The following is a 19,807-nucleotide window of genomic DNA, read 5'->3' on the forward strand; positions in this document are numbered from 1 at the left end:
GTCATGCCGCTCCCGCGCCGAAGATCTTGCCCGGGTTCATCAGCCCGTTCGGATCGAGCAGCCGCTTGATGTCGCGCATCAGGTCGATGTCGCAGGGATCGGTGACGCGGGCGAGCCGGCCGCGATTGGTGATGCCGATGCCGTGCTCGGCGCTGATCGCCCCGCCCTGCGCGGCGGTCTCGTCATCGACGATCTCGTTGATCTCCGCCACCAGCGCGGTCGTCGCTGCGGGATCCTGGCAACGCGCGCGGTCGATCAGGGCAATCACGTGGATGTTGCCGTCACCGATATGACCGTGCATCACCACCCGCGCATGCGGCACGGCAGCCTTGATCCGGGCCTCGACATTGGTGACGAAGGCCGCCTGACGTTCGAGCGGCACCACGCTGTCATGTGAGACCACATAGCCGCTGCGCTTGTTGCCCTCGGACACGCTGTGCCTGACCGCCCAGATCGCCTTGGCTTGCGCGAGATTGGACGCGAGGATCACGTCCTCCGCGAGCCCCGCCTCCATCGCATCCGAAAGCACCGTCGCCAGCGGCTCGTCGAGATCCACGCCGGCAAGCGTGTCGGTCAGTTCGACGATCAGATACCACGGCGTCGTCAATTCGAAGGGGATCGCGACGTGCGGCACGGTTTCGGCGATCGCCTCGATCTGCGAGCGCGACATGATCTCGAGGCTGCCGAGCCGGTCGCCGACCGCTCCGCGCAGGCGCGCCATGATCTCGAGCGCCTGTTCGACGCCCTGCAGTTTCAGCAACGCCAAAGCCGAACTGCGCGGCGGCGCGAACAGCTTCAGCACCGCGGCGGTGACGATTCCGAGCGTACCCTCGGCGCCGATGAAGAGCTGCTTGAGCGCGTAACCGGTGTTGTCCTTGCGCAGTGCGCGCAGGCCGTTGAAGATGCGCCCGTCGGGCAGCACGACCTCGAGCCCGAGCACGAGATCGCGCGTCGGCCCGTAGCGCAGTACGGCCGTGCCGCCGGCATTGGTCGAGATATTGCCGCCGATCTGGCAGGAGCCCTCAGCGCCAAGGCTCAAGGGGAAATAGCGATCGACATCCCGCGCCGCGTTCTGCACCTCCGCGAGGATGCAGCCGGCCTCGACCGTGATCGTGTTGGCGAGCGGGCTGACGTCGCGCACGGCGCGCATGCGGTCGAGCCGGATCACGACATTGCCCGCGCGATCGTCCGGCGTCGCCGCCCCGCACATGCCGGTGTTGCCGCCCTGCGGCACGATCGCGAGCCGCGTTTCCGCGCAGAGTTTTACGACGGCGGCGACCTCGGCAGTCGAGCCGGGTTTCACCACCGCGGCCGCGCGGCCGTGATAGCGCCCGCGCCAGTCGACAACGTAAGGATCCTGATCGGGTCCGGACGCGATGACGTGCCGGTCGCCGACGATCGCGGCGAGCCCGGTCAACGCTTCCTGGAAGGAGTCAGACATCGCAGCGCCCAGTGGTCCGCGCCGAGCTCAGGCGGAGGCTGCGAATGCGGCGGCATTCGCAAGCAGCACTTTCAGTTGATCCGGCTGCAGGGCCTCCAGCGGCGGCCGCAGGCGCTGCCATCCGGCATGCTTGGTCCGATCGGCCGCCAGCGCCTTCAAGGAAGCCATCTGCGGAAACTGCGAGACCAGCTCGCGCGCCTTCACAATGCGGGCCTGCGCCGCCTTGAGCGCCGGATCGTCGTCGCTGTCGCCAAAGTGCTTGAAGACATAGGCCAGGCTGCGCGCGACGACATTGGAGGTCGCGGTGATGCATCCGCCGCCACCCTTGCGCAGCAACGGCAGCATCAACGGGTCGGCGCCACCAAGTACCGAGAACCCTGGGAAACGCTCGACCATCGCGGTCATGTTGGCGAAATCACCCGAGGAATCCTTGATGCCGGTGAACGTCGCCGGATAGGCCTTGCGCAGCCGCTCGATCAGCGCATGCGAGATCGGCTGCGCCGACATCTGCGGGTAGTGATAGAGCACGACCTTCAGCCGCGCATCGCCAATGCGCTGCACCACTTCGCTGTAGGAGGCGAAAATGCCGTCACCGGTGACGTTCTTGTAGTAGAATGGCGGCAGCATCACCACGGTCTCGACGCCGACCGAGAGCGCATGACGCGTCAGCGCAACGGTGTCGGTGAGCGCGGCGACGCCCGTGCCGGGCAGAAGCCGCTGCGGCGCGATGCCGGCGGCGACCACCGCCTCGAGCAGCGCTGTGCGCTCGGCCACCGAGAAGGAATTCGCCTCCCCGGTCGTGCCCAGCATCGCGATGCCGTCGCAACCTTCATCCAGAAGGTAGCGGCAATGCGCGACGAAACGTGCGTGATCGGGGGCCAGATTGTCGTCGAGCGGGGTCAGCGCGGCGGAGAACACGCCATGTGGGTGCAAGGACTGCGGGTGCAGCGAAGATGTCGACAAAGCTTCCTCCGATCGCGAAATCGATGTTGTTCGGAATGCGAACATTTGTTATTTGCTGATGCTGTCGTAAAATCAGCGCGTCCCCGCGTCAAGGGCGATAGCTGTCATGGCGGGGCATTCGGGCATGGCCAAGGTCGAGAAGAAGGCTGCAAAGCGCAAGGCCGAACCGAGCACGAAAAACCCCAAGAATTACGTTGCGTCCGTCGGCAAGGCCTTTGCCGTGCTGCAGAGCTTCAGCAGCGATGCCTTCGAACTGACCCTGAGTGAGATTGCCGCACGCGCCGAGCTTGATCGCGGAACGGCGTTCCGCCTGATCCAGACCCTGATCGAGCTCGGCTACCTCCAGGCGGTTCCGCAAAGTCGCAGGTTCCGCCTCGGCCTTGCCTGTCTCGACCTCGGCTACACCGTGCTCTCGCATGGATCGCTGCGATCGATCGTCGAGCCGCTGCTGCGCGGACTCGTGCCGGATATCGGCGATGCCGCCTCGCTTGGCATCCTCGACGGCGGCGATGTCATCTATCTCGCGCGCGTCGGCGCAGGCCTTGATCGCCACAAGATGGACCGCCGGCCGGGCACACGCATTCCCGCCTACAGCGCCGCGCTCGGCCACGTCATGCTGGCGCATCTGTCGCGCGACGAGCAGATCGCGCGGCTGGAATCCCGCCCCCGCCTCAAGCTCTCGGAACGCACGCTCACCGAGCTCGACGCCCTGCTCGCCCGGCTCGACCAGGTGAAGAAGAAAGGTCATGCCGTCTCCGACGGCGAGAACGCTTATGGGCTGCGCACCCTGGCAACTCCGATCTTCGACGCGCAGGGTGGTGTGATCGGAGGATTGAGCGTGACGGTCGATGCGATGCGCATGGATATGACAGCCTTCCGCGACCTGGCGCTGCCCCGGCTGGCGCAGGTCACCGGCCAGGTTCAGGATCTCGCGATCAAGTCGGGCTTGACGAGCTGAGCGATCCTTTCGACCATCATTGTCAAAGCGCTTTCGCGACCTATATCCCAAGGGCCTCCTTCCGAAACCCGATTTCCCCTTGCGAAGAGCCGTGCTGATTTTCTTCCTTCTCCTGTTCGTGCCGCTCGGCTTGTCGGCCGCGCGGTACTATTGGCTTGGCGATGGCCGCGGCAATTGGCAGACGGCCGACCGCTCCAGCGCAGGACTGCTGCCGCCGGCCTCGTCCCATCCCGATGCCCTGATCCGGATCTATGCAGCACGCACCGTCCGGTGGCGCAGCATCTTTGCCGTCCACACCTGGATCGTGGTCAAGGAAAAGGATGCGGCGAGCTACAGCCGATACGACTACACCGCCTGGGGCGAACCAATCCGGAGCAACGGCTTCGCTCCCGACGGAAGGTGGTTCGGCGCGTCGCCTGAAACCGTCGTCGCCGTGGACGGGCCACAGGCCGAGCTGCTCATTCCCAGGATCAGGACCGTGATCGAGACCTACAAGTTTCGAACCTACGGCGATTACAGCGCCTGGCCGGGACCGAACTCGAACACGTTCGTTCAAGCCGCGCTCGATGCGGTTCCGGAGCTTCGCGCGGTGCTGCCGCCGACCGCGATCGGCAAGGATTATCCCTATTCCGGGGAATGGATCGGGCTGACCGCCTCGCGCACCGGTTTCTATGCCTCGCTCTCCGGCTATCTCGGCCTCACCCTCGGCTGGGTCGAAGGTCTCGAGATCAACGTTTTCGGCGCCGTGCTCGGCCTCGATATCCGGCGTCCCGCCGTCAAGCTGCCGGGCATCGGCCGCCTCGGTGTTGCCGCCGGCCTGTAGAGCCTGACGGAAGATGGCGAGGTTTGGTCGCGACCGCTAGACCACGATGTGATCGAAGTCGGCGGCGATCCGCGTGTTCGGAAAGATCCGCACCGCCTCGGCGAGGATTTCCTCGTCCTCATAGCGCCCCGACAGATGGGTCAGCACGAGCTGCTTCACATTGCTCGCCGCCGCAAACGTTGCCGCTTCCGCTGCCGTGAGATGGCCGTAGTCCCGCGCGGTCGGCGTGTCGCGATCGAGGAACGTCGCCTCGATCACCAGCAGGTCCGCGCCGACGACGTGATGCGACAATCCTTCGGTGGTCTCGGTGTCGCCAATCACGACGAGCTTCTTGCCGCCGCTCGGCGGTCCCAGGACATCCTCCGGATTGATCGTTCGCTCGCCGTCGATCATGACCGCCCGGCCTGCGGCCAGCTCGCCGCGCAGGGGGCCGTCGGGAACGCCGAGCGCCGCGAGCCGATCCGGCTGCAAATGGCGGCGCGAGGGGCTTTGGAAGACAAATCCAAAACTGTCGGTGTCGCGATGGCGGACCGGAAAGCAATCGATGACGAAGTCGCCGGCGTCGACGCAACGTCCGGCGGCCAGGGGAGCGAACTCCACCGGAAGCGGCGCCCTGCCCTCGCCCCACAAGCCGGCCAGCATTCGTATGACGGTCTCGAGCGTGGCCGGGCCGCCATGAACCGTCATCACCTCGGCGCTCTGGCGTAAGAGCAGCGTGGAGAACAGGCCGGGGATGCCGAGCACGTGGTCGAGATGCGCATGCGTCAGCAGGATGCGGTCGAGCCGCCGGAAGCCGGCGCCGCTGCGCAACAATTGGCGCTGCGTACCCTCGCCGCAATCGACCAGCATGCGCTGGCCGGCCGCCTCGATCAGCAGGGCCGGATGGTTGCGTTCCGCCGAGGGAACGCTTGCCGAGGTGCCGAGGAAGGTCAGGGCAAACATGATCGTCACTTGTCGAGAATTTAAGGAGCCTGGTCACCCTGACTTGCCTGAGACCCTACAGTTTCACAACGATTTTGCCGAAGTGCGCGCCGGTTCGGAGATAGGCGAACGCTTCGCGTACCTCATCGAAACCAAAGACCCGATCGACGATCGGGTAGATTGCCTTGCCGGTCAAAAAACGATTCATCGCGGTAAAATGTTCAACCGATCCGACGGTGACGCCTATGATATCCGCATTCTCCCACTGGAGGCGCGCGAGGTCAGGTTTTGGGCCGAACCCCGTCAAAACACCGATCTGGACGATCTTGCCGCCGGACGCGACCGATCGCATCGATCGGTCATAGGTGCCGGGACCGCCGAGTTCGAGGATATGACTGGCGCCTTCGCCATCGGTCGCCTTCATCAGGACTGCATCCCAATCGGGCGTGTTGCGGTAGTTGATGAGGATCGAGCCGCCCAGCGCCTTGGCACGGGCGAGTTTCTCATCCGAAGAGGATATCACGATCGCGCGCGCGCCCAGCGCGGTGGCGAACTGAAGGCCAAACAAGGCGACACCGCCTGTTCCCTGCACCAGCAGCGTGTCGCCCTTCCCCATCCCGCCGCGTGCGATAAGGCCGTGCCAGGCCGTGACGCCCGCACAGGGCAAGGTCGCGGCTTCGATCGAGGTGAGGTGCGCCGGCACTGCGACCAGCGCTGTCGCCGGCAGCACGACATACTCCGCCAGCATTCCGTCCGCCGTGTTGCCACCGAGGGCTGACGAAACATAGCTGGCCCTGAACGGCCCCGAGACCCAATCGGGAAAGAACGAGGCAGCCACGCGGTCTCCGACTTTCCATTGCACGACGTCGGAGCCGATCGCATCAACGACGCCCGCGCCGTCAGAGAGTGGTATGCGGCCGTCCAGCCCGCCTTGGCCGACGCGGTCGAGGATCATGAGATCACGGTAATTGAGACTTGCCGCTTCGACCCGGATACGAACTTCGCCGCTGGCCGGTTCGGGTGTACCGACATCGGCCAGCACAAGGCCGCCAACGCCAGCTTGGCCGTTCAAATGGTAGGCTTTCATGTTTGCTCCTCACGCGGTGGTGTTCACAGGGACGAGCAGAGTTTGTAAGGTCTGACAGCACTGTCAGGGTCAAGAGGTTTTTCCGATGAAGATTGGCGAGCTCTCCCGCAGGACGGGGGTCAGCGTCCGAATGCTGCGCTATTACGAAGCCGAGGGACTCCTTGCGCCGCAGCGGACGGACACCGGCTATCGCGATTATGGCCTGCCGGAAGAGGAAACCGTCCGGCGGATCAAGATGCTTGGCGCGGCCGGAATGACCCTTGAAACGATCCAGCAATTGCTTCCGTGCGTGAGGAGCAACGATCCGGAATTTACGCCGTGCAACAATCTGCGCAGGATACTCGCGCAGCAAGTCAGCCTCATCGATGAGCGGATCGAGACGCTCAGCCAGAGCCGAAAGATTCTGGCAGGCTACTTGTCGAGTGTAAACTGATCGGCGGATCGTAAGCTAAGGGTCTCAACGTCCCCAGTGCCACGCCAGCAGCAGCGCGTACAGGCCCATCGACGCCGCGTAGAGCGCGGCAAGGAGTGCATAGCCCGCAACCTGGCGACCGATCGCCGCTTTCGGCGTGATCCACCAATCGAGCGCCCGAAACGCGGCGGGCACCAGCCACCAGCCGAGCAGTTGGGTGCTGACGAGATTGCCGACGAAGAGCGACAGCCAGACCGGCACGCCGTGGCTGTCGATGAACGGCGCGCTGATGAAAGTGCCCCAGAGATAGACCACGGGATAGAGCACCAGGAGGACGATCAGGTTGCTCTTCCAGATGAAGTCCGCGCCTTGTTCCGGCGCCTTCGTCTGACCGGTCGGGAACCAGAAATTGAAGCCGTAGCTCGCGCGTTTCACGTTCATGCCGGCGTTGAAGCGTTCGCCTTCCCCAAGCAGCGACTGCCGCACGGATGAATCGAGCCATGCATTGAGGTTGGCGTCGCTATCAAACGACAGGATGATGATCCATTCCTCGTGCAGGCCCGGGATCGGCCGCTCGATCTTGTGGCGCAGGAAGCCTTTGAATTCGGCTTCCGCGGCCTGGATGCGCTGCTGCCATTTCAGGAAGGCATCCTCCAGCCCATCGGGGACCTTGAAGGAGATGACGGCGGAGACCGCGTTGTCTCGTTGAACGCCGGTGTCGGGCAGGATGTGAACGTCCTCCGAACCGACGAAATGGCGCTGCACCTCGCCGATCAGCTTCGCCCGCACCTCGCTCTGAAGCCAGGCGCGCGCCGCGCCCGGGCTCGCAAAGCGCAGGATGGTCACCCAGTCCACATGCGCGGGCGGTTGCGGCGGCACCACCTCCTGGCTGAGGAAGCCGGGCCAGGTCTTGAGCACCTCGCCCACCTCGCCGTTCCAGCGGGCGAACGCGGCAAAGCCGTCGTCGGCGATGCGGCGCTGGATGACCAGGGCAACCGGCTGGCCGGCTGTGTCGGGAGATGCGCTCATGGGCCGCCCGTCTCAGCTCTTCTTGTAGAGACGCTTGCCCATCACCCAGGTCTCGTCGACGCAGCGATCGTCGCCGACCATCATGACGGCGAACAGCATGCTGGCGGCCTCGTCCATCGTACGGGGACCGGCGCCATCGGCGATCAGCGACTGATGCCAGGCTTGCGCGGCCTGCCCGCCGTTCGGATCGAGCGCGACGAAATCGGCTTCCTTGCCCGGCTCGAAATTGCCGAGCTTGTCGTCGATGTAGAGACCTTCGGCGCCGCCGAGCGTGATCGACCAGAAGCCGCGATAGGGCGAAAGCTTGTTGCGCTCGGCTTCCGCAAGGTCCTTGCGCACGGGATCGATGCTGCCGTCGAGCAGCGTGTTGTTGCACATGCCGACCTTGTAGGCGTCGTCGAGCACGGAGATCATCGAGAAGCGGTTGCCACCACCGACATCGGTGCCGAACGACATCTTGACGCGGTGCTCGGGATCCGTGGCGCGGCCGAGGCGGAACAGGCCGCTGCCGAGGAACAGGTTCGAGCACGGGCAGAACACCACCGCGGCGCCCTTCTTCGACATGCGGCGGAATTCGTTGTTGGAGAGATAGACGCCGTGGCCGCCGGAGAATTTCGGCCCGACCAGGTCGAACTTCTCGTAGACGCCGAGATAGTCCTGACAATCGGGATGCTCGACCAGCACACCGCTGCATTCGGCCGGGTTCTCGGAGATGTGGGTGTTGACCCAGCAATCCGGATGCTCGTGCTTGAGGCGCTGACAGGCTTTCAGCAGTTCCGGCGAGGCGCCGAAGGCGAAGCGCGGCGTGATGGCGTAGAGGTTGCGGCCCTTGTTGTGATACTCTGCGATCAGCCGCTTGCTGTCGCGATAGAAATTCTCAGGCGTGTCGATGAAATCGGCCGGCGCGTTGCGGTCGATGCCGGTGAGGCCCGCGATCACGCGCATGTTGCGGCGGGCCGCCTCCTCGAACAGTTCCTCGGTCGAAACCGGCGAGGAACTGGTGAAGGCCTGGCAGGTGGTGGTGCCGGAGGCCAGCAGCGCGTCGAGGAAGCGCTTCACGCCCTCGCGCGCATAGTTGCGATCCCGGTATTTGAGCTCTTCCGGATAGACCCACTTCTGCAGCCACGGCAGCAGCTGCTCGCCGTAAGCGCCGAGCACACGGGTCTGCGGCAGATGGATGTGGCCGTCGATGAATCCGGGGACGATGATGCGGTCCTTGATATGGGTGACCTCGACGCCCGGATGCGCGGCGGAGATCTTGTCATAGGGACCGAACGCCTTGATGACGCCGTCCGCGACGATCATCAATCCGTCCTGGTGGAAGCGCGCGGCGGCTTCCTCATTGCCGACATGCTTCCAGGGATCGTCGACGAAGTCGAAGAACGTGCCGCGAATACCGACGGTGGTCATGATGTCGTCCCTTCTTGTGTATGTGTGGCGCGCTGCGCCGCAGGCAGCGAGACCGCGAGCAGCGTGCCCGCAACGGCGCAGAGGCCGAGATAGAGCCATCCGGTCGGCGCCTGCGTGGCTTCAGGCAGCACCGCCGCGATCGCCATGGCGCCGCTGACGGCGAGATAGCAGAGTGCGCTGATCAGACCGCCGATCAGGCCGTGGTCGCGCTCGAACAGGCCGAGCGCCATGCCGTACATCATCGGACACAGCACGCCGCAGCCGCCGAGCACCAGCGCGCCGCCGATCGTGATCGACGTGAAATCGAGACCCAGCGTCAGGCCCGTTGCGGTCAGCACCACGGCGCCGGCGAGAAACAGCACAAAGGCGCCAAAGCCCATCACGCGGGCCGGCATCCAACTCGCGAAATGCGCACAGCTGAGCTCGCCAGCGAGATTGACACCGCCAAGCCCGAGCGCGACGAGGCCGTAGATCGCAGCGGAGTAGCCGAGACCGGTCTGGTAGAAGAACGGTGCGACGACGCCGAAGGCAAGCTGTGCGCTCGCCGCCGCGGCGAACACCAGCACGAACGCCAGGAAGCCCGGCCGCAGCAGTGCATCGCGCAGGATGCCTGCGGTGCGGCGCGGATCGAACGGCGCGCGCCGCTCCGCCGGCAACGTCTCAGGCAAGAGAAACACGACGATCGCGGCGACGATGGCAGCCGTGATGGCGATGATGACGAACACCCCGCGCCAGGAGGTCAGCTCGACGATGAAGCCGCCGGCGGCCGGAGCGAGCACCGGCGCGAGCCCCCAGGCCGCGCCGAGCAGGCCGGAGATCGCAGTCAGCTCACGGCCACGAAAACAGTCGGCCGCCACGGCATAGGCGACCACGAGACAGGTGCAGCCGCCGATACCTTGCAGGAAGCGCAAGCCGAGCAGCAGCGAAGCACTGGTGGCGAGCGCGCAGGCAATGCTCATCGCAACGAGCATCGAAAGGCCTGCGAGCAGAACCTTGCGACGGCCGAGCGTATCGGAGGCGATGCCGACCGGCACCAGCGCCAGGCTCATGCCGAGCATGTAGGCGGTGACGGTGTTCTGCATCGATGCCGAGTCGGTGGCGAGATCGACCACCATCTGCGGCAGGCCCGGCGTATAAGCATCGAGCGGGATCTGGCTGAATGGCACGACGCACAGCAGGATCGGCACGATCCCGCTTCTGGCGCGACCGGCGTCCGAAGCAAGTGCAGTCATGGCTTACGCCCCCTCGATTTCCGCCGGCCCCGTCTTTTCGTGCGCGTAGTGAGATGCGCCGATGCAGGTTGCGGATCTTGACGCGCGGAACGTGCCAGAACTGTGTGTAGAAACTCTTAGGAGCGTCCGTGTCGATCCGTTTCCACGGGCCAACGATCTGGCCGCGACGGCTCAAAACAAAAAACGCGAAAACAACCCCATGCAAAGTAGGAATCGTTGAAGAATTTCGTCTCGCGCGATCGGGCCAGATGACGCGCTCGACACGTCGGGCAAAACAGCAGCGCGGTTGCACGAACGCCCTTTGTGGGTCCGCCTGCACCCCGAGTCATTAACCGTTCAGAAGCCATGCCGGCTTCGCAGCGTAAGCGTCATCCCAATCGTCAGCAGGCCTGCTGCCCATCGCGCGGCCTCCTCATCCTGTTTCCGGGAGTGCATGATCCCTGCCTGGCCGGTTCGGCAAACTGCCGCTTGGTCGCCGGGATGCAATGGAGATCATGATGGAACGAGCCGCGGGCGCTGCCGACTTGAACTACGGCTCGATCAGCGCACTTCTCGGTGCCCTCTACGCTCGCAAGATATCGGCGTCGGAGCTGCTCGAACACACCATCGCGCGCATCGAGGCGCTCGATGGCAAGATCAACGCCATCGTCGTTCGCGACTTCGATCGCGCCAGAGACGCCGCGCGAGCCGCCGATGCTGAACTTGGCCGCGGCGAACGGCGGCGGTTGCTGGGCATTCCCGTGACCTTGAAAGAGCCGTTCAATGTCGCGGGCTTGCCGACGACATGGGGCTTTCCGCAGTTCAGGGATTTTCGACCGAAGGAGGATGCCCTCATCGTCTCGCGGCTCAAGGCAGCGGGTGCCATCGTCATCGGCAAGACCAACATCCCGATCGGCCTCAGGGATTTCCAGAGCTACAACGAGATCTACGGGACGACCAACAACCCGTGGGATCTCGGCCGGTCGCCCGGCGGCTCCTCGGGCGGATGCGGAGCCGCGCTCGCTGCGGGGTTCAGTCCGCTCTCGATCGGTTCGGACATCGGTGGCTCGATCCGGGTGCCCGCCCATTTCTGCGGCGTGTTCGGACACAAGCCAAGCCTCGGCCTCGTCCCGCTGCGCGGATACAGCCTGCCGCCGGCCTTGCCCGTGCCTGGACAGGGCGATCTCGCCGTGATCGGGCCGATGGCGCGCACCGCCTCGGACCTTGCTCTGTCGCTCGACGTGATCGCCGGCCCCGATGAGACCCGCGACGGCGTCGGCTATCGCCTCGCGCTGCCCGCCCCGCGTCAAGAGCGACTCGAGGATTTCAGAATCCTCGTGATCGACACGCATCCGCTGATGCCGACGAGCGACGCCGTGCGTTCCGCCATCGGGCGATTGGCCGAACGGCTCGAACGCAAGGGTGTGCAAGTCGCCCGCGCAAGCGCGTCGCTGCCCGATCTTGCGGACTCCGCGCGGCTCTATATGAGGCTGTTGAACGGCGCGAGGAGCCCACGCCTGACGCCGGCCGCCCTCACCGAAGCGCAAGCGGCTGCCGCAACACTGGCTCCCGATGACCGCAGCCTGCAGGCCGAGCGCGCCCGCGGCTGGGGCATGAGCCATCGCGAATGGCTCGCGGCCGATGCGGCGCGGCTTCAGTTGCAGCAGAAGTGGTATCAGTTCTTCCGCGAGTTCGATGCGGTGATCTATCCCGCCTTCGCCGTGCCAGCCTTCCCGCAAGACCAGTCCGAGCCGTTCGACGCCCGAACGCTGGACATCGACGGGAAGCGCTTCAATTACTCCGACGCGAGCTTCATCTGGGCCGATCCCGCTTCGACCTGCGGATTGCCGGCGACCGCCGTTCCGATCGAGCGCACGCCGGCGGGCCTGCCGGTCGGCGTGCAGATCATCGGGCCGTATCTGGAGGACCGCACGACGATCGCGCTGGCCGGTCTCATTGAGCGCGAGTTCGGCGGCTTCGTTGCGCCACAACTTTGGACTCAGGGCTGATGACCCAACCTCACGATCATCTTCGGGTGACGTTCGCTCAGGGCTCTCAGCTGGAGCAAGCTCTTTCGTTCGGCCCCCCGATCGAACGTAAAACTTCCGGGCTCGACATCATGCTCCCAGCCCCAGCGCGTGTGGCAAGCGTCGCCGGTTAGGAGCACCGGCCCCGCCGGTGTGCGCGCTACAAAGGAGAGATGGCCCGCGGTATGTCCGGGGGTCAGGATCGCAAAGAACGAGCCATCGCCGAAGACGTCGATCACGCCTTCCAATTTTCCGTCGGGGTCCTTCGTGAACTGGAATTCCTGAATGGCGGGCCTGCCATCGAAGAAGCGATCCTCCATCCCCTGAACGACCAGGTTCCCGAACTTCTCCTCCCGCGCCTCGCCGGGACCTGTGTAGAACGGAACATCATTCGGAACGTCCGGCATTCCGGAGACGTGGTCGAAGTGGAGATGGGTCATGAACACGCCCTTGAGCGGGACACCTTCCGATTTGATGGCTGACAGGGCATCTTCCCTGACCTGAAGTTTGTCCATCTTTGCAAAGTTTCTCAGCACCCACGGGACGCCGACGCTCTCGGGGTGCTCGGCAAACCGCTTCGAAACGCCCGTATCGATCATGAAGAAGCCCTGCGTGGGGTGCCGCACGAGATGCGTATAGATCTGGATCGGCTCCTCGTGATCCACGAACCCCGCCTCAACGGACTTCGGATCTTTCAGATTGAGCAGTCCCGATAGATCGGCTTTCCAGTCCGCGCCCACGACTGTTCTGATCGCGGTCGGTCCCGGTCTATCGATCAAGGCCTCCATCGCCGACGAACTGATCGGCTTGCCAAGGCTTGATGTCACGGTTTGATGGGTTGTCTGCGACTTGTCGGAAAAGGCAATGAGCGCAGCGCCGGACAGCGCAATGATGATGAATGCAGCAGCGGCAAGGAATCGTGATTGACGAAACATGAACGGCTTTCCTCTTTGTCCGACGCCGCTTTTGCGCTGGACTGAGAGAATAGCAATCGTCTAAATCCCTATGTCGCCATACATAAATGGATGGCCCCAGGACGAAGTCGAGGAGTGAACGTGGACCTCCAATGGGATGATCTCCGGATTTTTCTCTCCGTCGCGGATGCCGGCAGCCTCAGTGGCGCAGCCCGACGCCTCAAGGTGAGCCAGCCCACCTTGAGCCGAAGGATTGCCGAGATGGAGTACGGGCTGGGCGAGCCGCTCTTCGTTCGCAAGAACCAGGGCATCGCCTTGACCAAGACAGGGAGACGACTGCTTCCCGCCGCCCAGGGCATGGCGCAATGGGCGACGGAAGCCAATCGCTCGCTCGACGCGAAGGACTCGTCTGTGAGCGGCCGCGTGCGGATCACGGCGGCACCGTCGTTTGCCTTTGATTTCCTGGCCCCGATCTCGGAAAGGCTCAAGAAGAAGCACCCGCAGATCGCCCTCGAGGTCCTGGCGACCACCGAACGCCTGAATCTCGCGCGCGGCGAGGCGGATATCGCGCTCAGGAGATATCCGTCCGATGATTCCGACCTGGTCACAATCGACGAAGTTGTCGTGCCGATCGGGGTCTATGCGAGCAGGGATTACGCACGGAGGCTGCCCGCAAAGTACGATTTCCCGGACATTGACTGGATCGCGTGGGCGGGAGAGCGCGAGATGCTGAGCCCCAATCCGGAGCTCGCGGCCAGGATCCCAAGCTTTCGTCCCGCCTTCACGTCCGACGACTACAGTGTCCAGTTCGCGGCCTGCCAGTCAGGCGTCGGCGCGATGATCCTTCTGAAGACATCCCATCGGCTCAAGCGACCTGGCGAGCTCGTGGAGCTCAAGCTCGAGCCTCCAACTTCGCTCCGCGCAGAACTCACAATCATCTGCCACAAACGCATGGTGGATCTCCCCAAGGTCAGAACCGTCCTCGACCTGCTCAGGCAAGAATTCGCCGAGATGAGAAAAAATCAGGCCACGAAGAGTTCGCGTACCGAATCCGCAGCAGCCCCAAAACCGGTAAGGGACAGCAAGCAACGTTCGTCCAAACAGTCCGGACGGTAGATCCAAACGGGAGCTTATCTTGGTCGAGAGCTCATCATGACCTAGCGGTTTCCGACTGCGCCTCGACTGCCTGCACCGCGACCTCAGCGACCTGCCGCAGCGCCTCGCGATCGGCGCCCGACGACGCCATCACGCCCATGCCGACCGACACCGCCGAAACATAGCGCGCGAGTGCGGCGGGATCTGACGTCGGCTTGAGATCGCCTTCAGCCTTGGCGCGCACGAAGCGCTCGCGAAGCTGGTCTTCGTTCTCGGCGCGGCGGGCGGCAAGCTCGAACGGGACGCTCTCGGAGCCGGTGCCGCAGGCGATGCCGCCCTGCACGAGCAGGCAGCCGGGCGGATTGGCGGGATCGGTCTGCTTGTCGGCGATGCCCATCAGCATCCGCTCGGCAACGTCGCGGGCGGTCGGCGCCGCCACCACCTCGTCCATCCAGACACCGCGCAATTTGGTGTAGCGGTCGAGCGCGGCCTTCAGCAGGCCTTCCTTGTTGCCGAAGCAGGCATAGAGGCTCGGTGGATTAATGCCCATGGCCTCGGTGAGCTGGGCGATGGTGGCGCCCTCGTAGCCATGGCGCCAAAACACTTCCATCGCCTGGTCCAACGCCGTCTCGGCGTCGAATTCGCGGGGGCGACCCATGCCCATGTGCCTGTCTCCTTCGGAATCGGCGGCCGATATCAGCCTAACGCCAGTCCCTATCTATTTGTTCTATCTTTCTTTTTCTTGTGTCTTCCAATCGTCGCGGTATCGGCGTACAATTTTCGTAGTGAATGGTACATAAGTATCTTGCACTGCGACATCCAGCTCCACATCTGTAGTGAACACTACATATCTGGAGCGCGCAAATGCCCCCCTCCCAAAATACCCCTCGTGCCGGACGCATCCGACGCCTTCTTGGTGGCGTCGCGGTCATCGGCGCTCTCGCCGTGGCCGGGACGATCGCGACCGGCCATTACTTCCGCGCCGCTCAGGCAACGGCCACGGCTGCCGCGGCTGAACAGGCGGTGCCCGTCACCGTCGCCATGATCGAACCGCGGCAGACCGCGCTGTGGGACGACTTCTCCGGCCGATTGGAAGCCATCAATCGCGTCGAGCTTCGCCCGCGCGTCGCGGGCGCGATCCTCGCGACCAGGTTCACCGAGGGCGCGCTGGTGAAGGCCGGCGATTTGCTCTTCAAGATCGACCCGGCGCCTTACACAGCAGAGGTCGACAAGGCCAATGCCCAGCTCGAGGCGGCGAAGGCGCGCGTCGTGTTCACGACAGGCGAAGTCGAACGCGGTGCGCAGCTCGTCGGCAATGCCGTCGTGACACGCCGTGATTTCGACCAGCGCGAGAACGCCAATCGCGAAGCGATTGCCAACGTGAAGGCCGCCGAGGCGACGTTGCAGACCGCCAAGCTCAATCTCGACTATACCGAGGTGCGCGCCCCCGTGGACGGACGCGTCGGCAAGATCGAGGTCACCGTCGGTAATCTCGTCGCCGCCGGCACCGCCTCCCCCGTCCTGACCTCGCTGGTCTCGGTCAATCCGATCTACGCGTCCTTCGACGCGGACGAGGAAGTCGTGCTGCATGCACTGAACGCGATCGCAGATAGCATCGGCCAGCGCGGCAACCTCGACCAGATCCCGGTGGAAATGGCGACCTCCGGCGGGCTCTCGGCGAAAGGCCACATCCAGCTCATCGACAACCAGGTCAACGGCCAGAGTGGCACGATCCGTGTCCGCGCGGTGTTCCGGAACGAGGACGGGCGTCTCATCCCCGGCCAATTCGCCCGCGTGCGCATGGGCCAGCCCAAGCAGCAGACGCTGGTGATGATCGACGAGCGCGCGATCGGCACCGACCAGGACAAGAAGTTCGTGATGGCGGTCGGCGACGACAGCCGTGCGGTCTATCGGCCGATCACGCTCGGCGGCTCCGTCGATGGCCTTCGCATCGTCACCGCGGGCCTGAAGTCCGGCGACCGCATCGTCGTCAACGGATTGCAGCGCGTGCGTCCCGGCGCACTCCTCAAGACCGAAGTTGCCGCAATGGGCGCGCGCGGGCAGCAAGCTTCGAACCACAGCAACCAAGACGTGGTGCAACGCTAACACTCTCCGTCATTCCGGGGCGCGCGTAGCGCGAACTACGGTGCGCAATTGCGCACCTGAGAATCTCGAAATTTAGAAACTCCGACGACCACACCTCTGGATTCCGGGTTCGCGGGCTTCGCCCGCGCCCCGGAATGACTGGGGAGTTGGCGGAGACACGCGGGACATTGCCCAGGGGCAAAGCCATGAATCTCTCAAAGTTCTTCATCGATCGTCCGATTTTCGCCGGCGTTCTCTCCGTCCTGATTTTTCTCGCCGGCCTGATCTCGCTGTTCGCGATGCCGATCTCGGAATATCCCGACGTCGTGCCGCCCTCCGTCGTCGTGCGCGCGACTTATCCCGGCGCCAATCCCAAGGTGATCGCGGAGACCGTCGCGACCCCGATCGAGGAGCAGATCAACGGCGTCGAAGGCATGCTCTACATGTCGAGCCAGGCGACCACCGACGGCGCCATGACGCTGACGGTGACGTTCCGCCTCGGCACCGATCCAGACAAGGCGACGCAGCTGGTGCAGAACCGCGTGCAGCAGGCCGAACCGCGGCTGCCGGCCGTGGTGCGCCAGCTCGGCATCATCACCAAGAAGTCCTCGCCCGACCTCACCATGGTGGTGCATCTGCTGTCGCCGAACGGCCGCTACGACATGACGTATCTGCGCAACTACGCGGTGCTCAACGTCAAGGACCGCCTGGCGCGGATCGACGGCGTCGGCGACGTCCAGCTCTACGGTGCCGGCGATTATTCGATGCGGGTCTGGGTCGACCCGCAGAAGACGGCCGAGCACGGCCTCACCGCCAGCGATATCGTCAAGGCGATCCAGGCGCAGAACGTCGAAGCCGCCGCCGGCGTGGTCGGCTCCTCTCCGAACGTCAGCGGTATCGACCTGCAGCTTTCGGTCAACGCCGAGGGACGTCTCGCCAACGAGGAGCAGTTCGGCGACATCGTGGTCAAGACCGGCCCGCGCGGCGAAGTCGTGCGCCTGCGCGATCTCGCGCGCATCGAGCTCGGCGCCTCGGAATACGGGCTGCGCTCGCTGCTCGACAACAAGCAGGCGGTGGCGATCCCGATCTTCCAGGCGCCCGGCTCCAACGCGCTGCAGATCTCCGACAACGTCCGCGCCACCATGGCCGAGATCAAGAAGAACATGCCGGAGGGCGTGTCCTACCAGATCGTCTACGATCCCACCCAGTTCGTGCGGTCCTCGATCGAGGCGGTGATCCACACGCTGCTGGAGGCGATCGCGCTGGTGGTGCTGGTCGTGATCCTGTTCCTGCAGACCTGGCGCGCCTCGATCATCCCGCTGCTGGCTGTGCCGGTGTCGATCGTCGGCACCTTCGCCGTGATGCACGTGTTCGGCTTCTCGATTAACGCGCTCAGCCTGTTCGGCCTCGTGCTCGCGATCGGCATCGTGGTCGACGACGCCATCGTCGTGGTCGAGAACGTCGAGCGCAACATCGAGGCCGGGCTGTCACCGCGCGATGCCACCTACCAGGCCATGCGCGAGGTGTCGGGCCCGATCATCGCGATCGCGATGGTGCTGATCGCCGTGTTCGTGCCGCTGGCCTTCATCTCCGGCCTCACCGGGCAGTTCTACAAGCAGTTCGCGCTGACGATCGCGATCTCGACCGTGATCTCGGCGGTGAACTCGCTGACGTTGTCGCCCGCCCTGTCGGCATTGCTGCTCAAGGGCCACAACGAGCCCAAGGACAGGCTGACGATCGTCATGGACAAGGGTCTCGGCTGGTTCTTCCGTGGCTTCAACAAGGCGTTCACGCGCTCCTCGGAAAACTACAGCGGCACCGTGACCAAGGTGATCTCCGGCAAGGCCGCCGTGATGGGTCTCTATGTCGTGCTGGTCGGCCTCACCGCATTCCTGTTCCAGCAGGTGCCCGGTGGATTCGTTCCAGGCCAGGACAAGCAATATCTGGTCGGCTTCGCCCGCCTGCCCGACGGCGCCACGCTCGACCGCACCGAAGAGGTGATCCGCAAGATGAGCGACATCGCGCTGACCCAGCCCGGTGTCGAGAGCTCAGTGGCGTTTCCCGGCCTGTCGATCTCCGGCTTCACCAACTCGTCCAATGCCGGCATCGTGTTCTCCACGCTGAAGCCGTTCGACGAGCGCAAGGGCGCGGCTTTGAGCGGCAACGCCATCGCGGCCGATCTGAACAAGAAGTATGCCGGCATCCAGGAAGCCTTCATCGCCATGTTCCCGCCGCCGCCGGTCAACGGCCTCGGCACCATCGGCGGCTTCAAGCTGCAGATCGAGGATCGCGCCGGCCTCGGCTACGAGGCGTTGAACGAAGCGACCAATGCGTTCATGGCGGCGATGCAGAAGGCGCCGGAGATCGCCGGCGTGTTCTCGAGCTTCCAGGTCAACGTGCCCCAGCTGTTCGCCGACATCGACCGCACCAAGGCGCTGCAGCTCGGCGTGCCCGTGACGGAGGTCTTCAACACGCTGCAGATCTACCTCGGCTCCTACTACGTCAACGACTTCAACAGGTTTGGCCGCACTTATTCGGTCCGCGTCCAGGCCGACGCGCCGTTCCGCGCGCGTGCCGACGACATCAGGCAGTTGAAGGTGCGCTCGTCCTCGGGCGACATGGTGCCGTTGTCGGCTCTGCTGAAGATCCGCCAGAGCGCGGGCCCGGAGCGTGCGATCCGTTACAACGGCTTCCTGTCTTCCGATATCAACGCCGCCGCGGCGCCCGGCTTCTCGTCGGGCCAGGCGCAGGAGGCGGCGACGCGGATCGCGGCGGAGGTGTTGCCGCCGGGCTTTGCTTTCGAATGGACCGACCTGACCTATCAGGAGTTCATCGCCGGCAATTCCGGCATCTGGGTGTTCCCGCTGGCGATCCTGCTGGTGTTCCTGGTGTTGGCGGCGCTCTATGAGAGCCTGACGCTGCCGCTCTCGATCATCATGATCGTGCCAATGGGCCTGCTCGCCGCAATGTTCGGCGTGTGGATCACGAAGGGCGACAATAACGTCTTCACCCAGATCGGCTTGATCGTGCTCGTCGGCCTATCCGCCAAGAACGCGATCCTAATCGTCGAATTCGCGCGCGAGCTCGAGTTCGCCGGGCGTACGCCGATCCGGGCCGCGATCGAGGCGAGCCGCCTGCGGCTGCGCCCGATCCTGATGACGTCGATGGCGTTCATCATGGGTGTGCTGCCGCTGGTGCTCTCGACCGGCGCCGGCTCGGAGATGCGGCGCGCCATGGGCGTCGCCGTGTTCTCCGGCATGATCGGCGTCACCGTGTTCGGCCTGTTCCTGACGCCGGTGTTCTACGTGCTGTTGCGAACCGTCACCGGCAACAAGCCGCTGGTGCATCACGGCAGCGACGTCATCGCGGCGCCGGTTCAGGGCTCAGTCACCAGCCCCGGGCACTAGGTTGGAGCATGATCTTATCGGAAA

General features: G+C 64.5%; 16 protein-coding genes. 7 read left to right on the forward strand and 9 right to left on the reverse strand.

Features of this window, described 5'->3' with window-relative positions:
• Nucleotide 1: 1 nt before the first annotated feature.
• Together QRQ56_RS09995 and QRQ56_RS10000 are read right to left on the reverse strand one after the other, a co-directional pair.
• Nucleotides 2–1,441 carry an FAD-binding oxidoreductase gene (locus QRQ56_RS09995; protein WP_438739429.1) on the reverse strand — a complete coding sequence of 480 codons (1,440 nt, stop codon included), beginning with the start codon at nucleotides 1,439–1,441 and terminating at the stop codon, nucleotides 2–4.
• Nucleotides 1,442–1,468: 27 nt separating this feature from the next.
• Nucleotides 1,469–2,389, reverse strand: coding sequence for a dihydrodipicolinate synthase family protein (locus QRQ56_RS10000; protein ID WP_438740144.1), 921 nt, complete (start codon nucleotides 2,387–2,389; stop codon nucleotides 1,469–1,471).
• Nucleotides 2,390–2,510: 121 nt separating this feature from the next.
• On the opposite strand from QRQ56_RS10000, the gene QRQ56_RS10005 reads away from it, so the two are divergent.
• Nucleotides 2,511–3,362 carry an IclR family transcriptional regulator gene (locus tag QRQ56_RS10005; protein ID WP_438739431.1) on the forward strand — a complete coding sequence of 284 codons (852 nt, stop codon included), beginning with the start codon at nucleotides 2,511–2,513 and terminating at the stop codon, nucleotides 3,360–3,362.
• A 91-nt stretch (nucleotides 3,363–3,453) separates the two neighbouring features.
• Nucleotides 3,454–4,185 carry a DUF3750 domain-containing protein gene (locus tag QRQ56_RS10010; RefSeq protein ID WP_438739433.1) on the forward strand — a complete coding sequence of 244 codons (732 nt, stop codon included), beginning with the start codon at nucleotides 3,454–3,456 and terminating at the stop codon, nucleotides 4,183–4,185.
• A 36-nt stretch (nucleotides 4,186–4,221) separates the two neighbouring features.
• Here the strand turns inward: QRQ56_RS10010 and rnz are convergent, their stop codons facing one another.
• A complete protein-coding gene (rnz, locus tag QRQ56_RS10015; RefSeq protein ID WP_438739434.1) occupies nucleotides 4,222–5,127 on the reverse strand; it encodes a ribonuclease Z in 906 nt (301 codons plus the stop codon).
• Nucleotides 5,128–5,182: 55 nt separating this feature from the next.
• Nucleotides 5,183–6,193, reverse strand: a complete 1,011-nt coding sequence (locus QRQ56_RS10020) for a zinc-dependent alcohol dehydrogenase family protein (RefSeq protein WP_438739436.1) — start codon at nucleotides 6,191–6,193, stop codon at nucleotides 5,183–5,185.
• A gap of 85 nt (nucleotides 6,194–6,278) precedes the next feature.
• Here QRQ56_RS10020 and QRQ56_RS10025 point away from each other — a divergent pair, with 85 nt between their 5' ends.
• Nucleotides 6,279–6,626: a MerR family transcriptional regulator gene (locus QRQ56_RS10025; protein ID WP_438739437.1), complete on the forward strand. Its 348-nt coding sequence runs from the start codon at nucleotides 6,279–6,281 to the stop codon at nucleotides 6,624–6,626.
• Nucleotides 6,627–6,650: 24 nt separating this feature from the next.
• Here QRQ56_RS10025 and QRQ56_RS10030 read toward each other — a convergent pair whose 3' ends face one another.
• From QRQ56_RS10030 to QRQ56_RS10040, 3 genes are read right to left on the reverse strand one after another with little or no spacing between them, the layout of a single operon-like run.
• Entirely contained in the window at nucleotides 6,651–7,634 is a 984-nt protein-coding gene (locus tag QRQ56_RS10030; protein ID WP_438739439.1) for an antibiotic biosynthesis monooxygenase, read from the reverse strand.
• 12 nt (nucleotides 7,635–7,646) lie between these two features.
• Nucleotides 7,647–9,044 (reverse strand): guanine deaminase, encoded by a 1,398-nt coding sequence (gene guaD, locus QRQ56_RS10035; RefSeq protein WP_438739441.1) that lies wholly within the window; start codon nucleotides 9,042–9,044, stop codon nucleotides 7,647–7,649.
• Nucleotides 9,041–10,276 carry a multidrug effflux MFS transporter gene (locus QRQ56_RS10040; RefSeq protein ID WP_438739443.1) on the reverse strand — a complete coding sequence of 412 codons (1,236 nt, stop codon included), beginning with the start codon at nucleotides 10,274–10,276 and terminating at the stop codon, nucleotides 9,041–9,043. Before QRQ56_RS10040 ends, guaD begins: the two co-directional genes overlap by 4 nt.
• A gap of 494 nt (nucleotides 10,277–10,770) precedes the next feature.
• Between QRQ56_RS10040 and QRQ56_RS10045 the strand changes: the two genes are divergently transcribed.
• Entirely contained in the window at nucleotides 10,771–12,264 is a 1,494-nt protein-coding gene (locus QRQ56_RS10045) for an amidase (protein WP_438739445.1), read from the forward strand.
• Here QRQ56_RS10045 and QRQ56_RS10050 read toward each other — a convergent pair.
• Nucleotides 12,255–13,217: an MBL fold metallo-hydrolase gene (locus tag QRQ56_RS10050; RefSeq protein ID WP_438739446.1), complete on the reverse strand. Its 963-nt coding sequence runs from the start codon at nucleotides 13,215–13,217 to the stop codon at nucleotides 12,255–12,257. The two genes, QRQ56_RS10045 and QRQ56_RS10050, sit on opposite strands and share 10 nt — an antisense overlap.
• Nucleotides 13,218–13,337: 120 nt before the next feature.
• Between QRQ56_RS10050 and QRQ56_RS10055 the strand changes: the two genes are divergently transcribed.
• Nucleotides 13,338–14,312 carry a LysR family transcriptional regulator gene (locus QRQ56_RS10055; protein WP_438739448.1) on the forward strand — a complete coding sequence of 325 codons (975 nt, stop codon included), beginning with the start codon at nucleotides 13,338–13,340 and terminating at the stop codon, nucleotides 14,310–14,312.
• A 34-nt stretch (nucleotides 14,313–14,346) separates the two neighbouring features.
• On the opposite strand, the gene QRQ56_RS10060 is transcribed toward QRQ56_RS10055, so the two are convergent.
• Nucleotides 14,347–14,955, reverse strand: a complete 609-nt coding sequence (locus tag QRQ56_RS10060) for a TetR/AcrR family transcriptional regulator (RefSeq protein ID WP_438739449.1) — start codon at nucleotides 14,953–14,955, stop codon at nucleotides 14,347–14,349.
• 200 nt (nucleotides 14,956–15,155) lie between these two features.
• Between QRQ56_RS10060 and QRQ56_RS10065 the strand changes: the two genes are divergently transcribed.
• Together QRQ56_RS10065 and QRQ56_RS10070 are read left to right on the forward strand one after the other, a co-directional pair.
• Entirely contained in the window at nucleotides 15,156–16,397 is a 1,242-nt protein-coding gene (locus tag QRQ56_RS10065) for an efflux RND transporter periplasmic adaptor subunit (RefSeq protein ID WP_438739451.1), read from the forward strand.
• A gap of 185 nt (nucleotides 16,398–16,582) precedes the next feature.
• Nucleotides 16,583–19,783: an efflux RND transporter permease subunit gene (locus tag QRQ56_RS10070; protein ID WP_438739452.1), complete on the forward strand. Its 3,201-nt coding sequence runs from the start codon at nucleotides 16,583–16,585 to the stop codon at nucleotides 19,781–19,783.
• The last annotated feature ends 24 nt before the right edge of the window (nucleotides 19,784–19,807 follow it).

The sequence above is a fragment of the Bradyrhizobium sp. U531 genome (genome assembly GCF_051710265.1).
GTDB lineage: Bacteria > Pseudomonadota > Alphaproteobacteria > Rhizobiales > Xanthobacteraceae > Bradyrhizobium.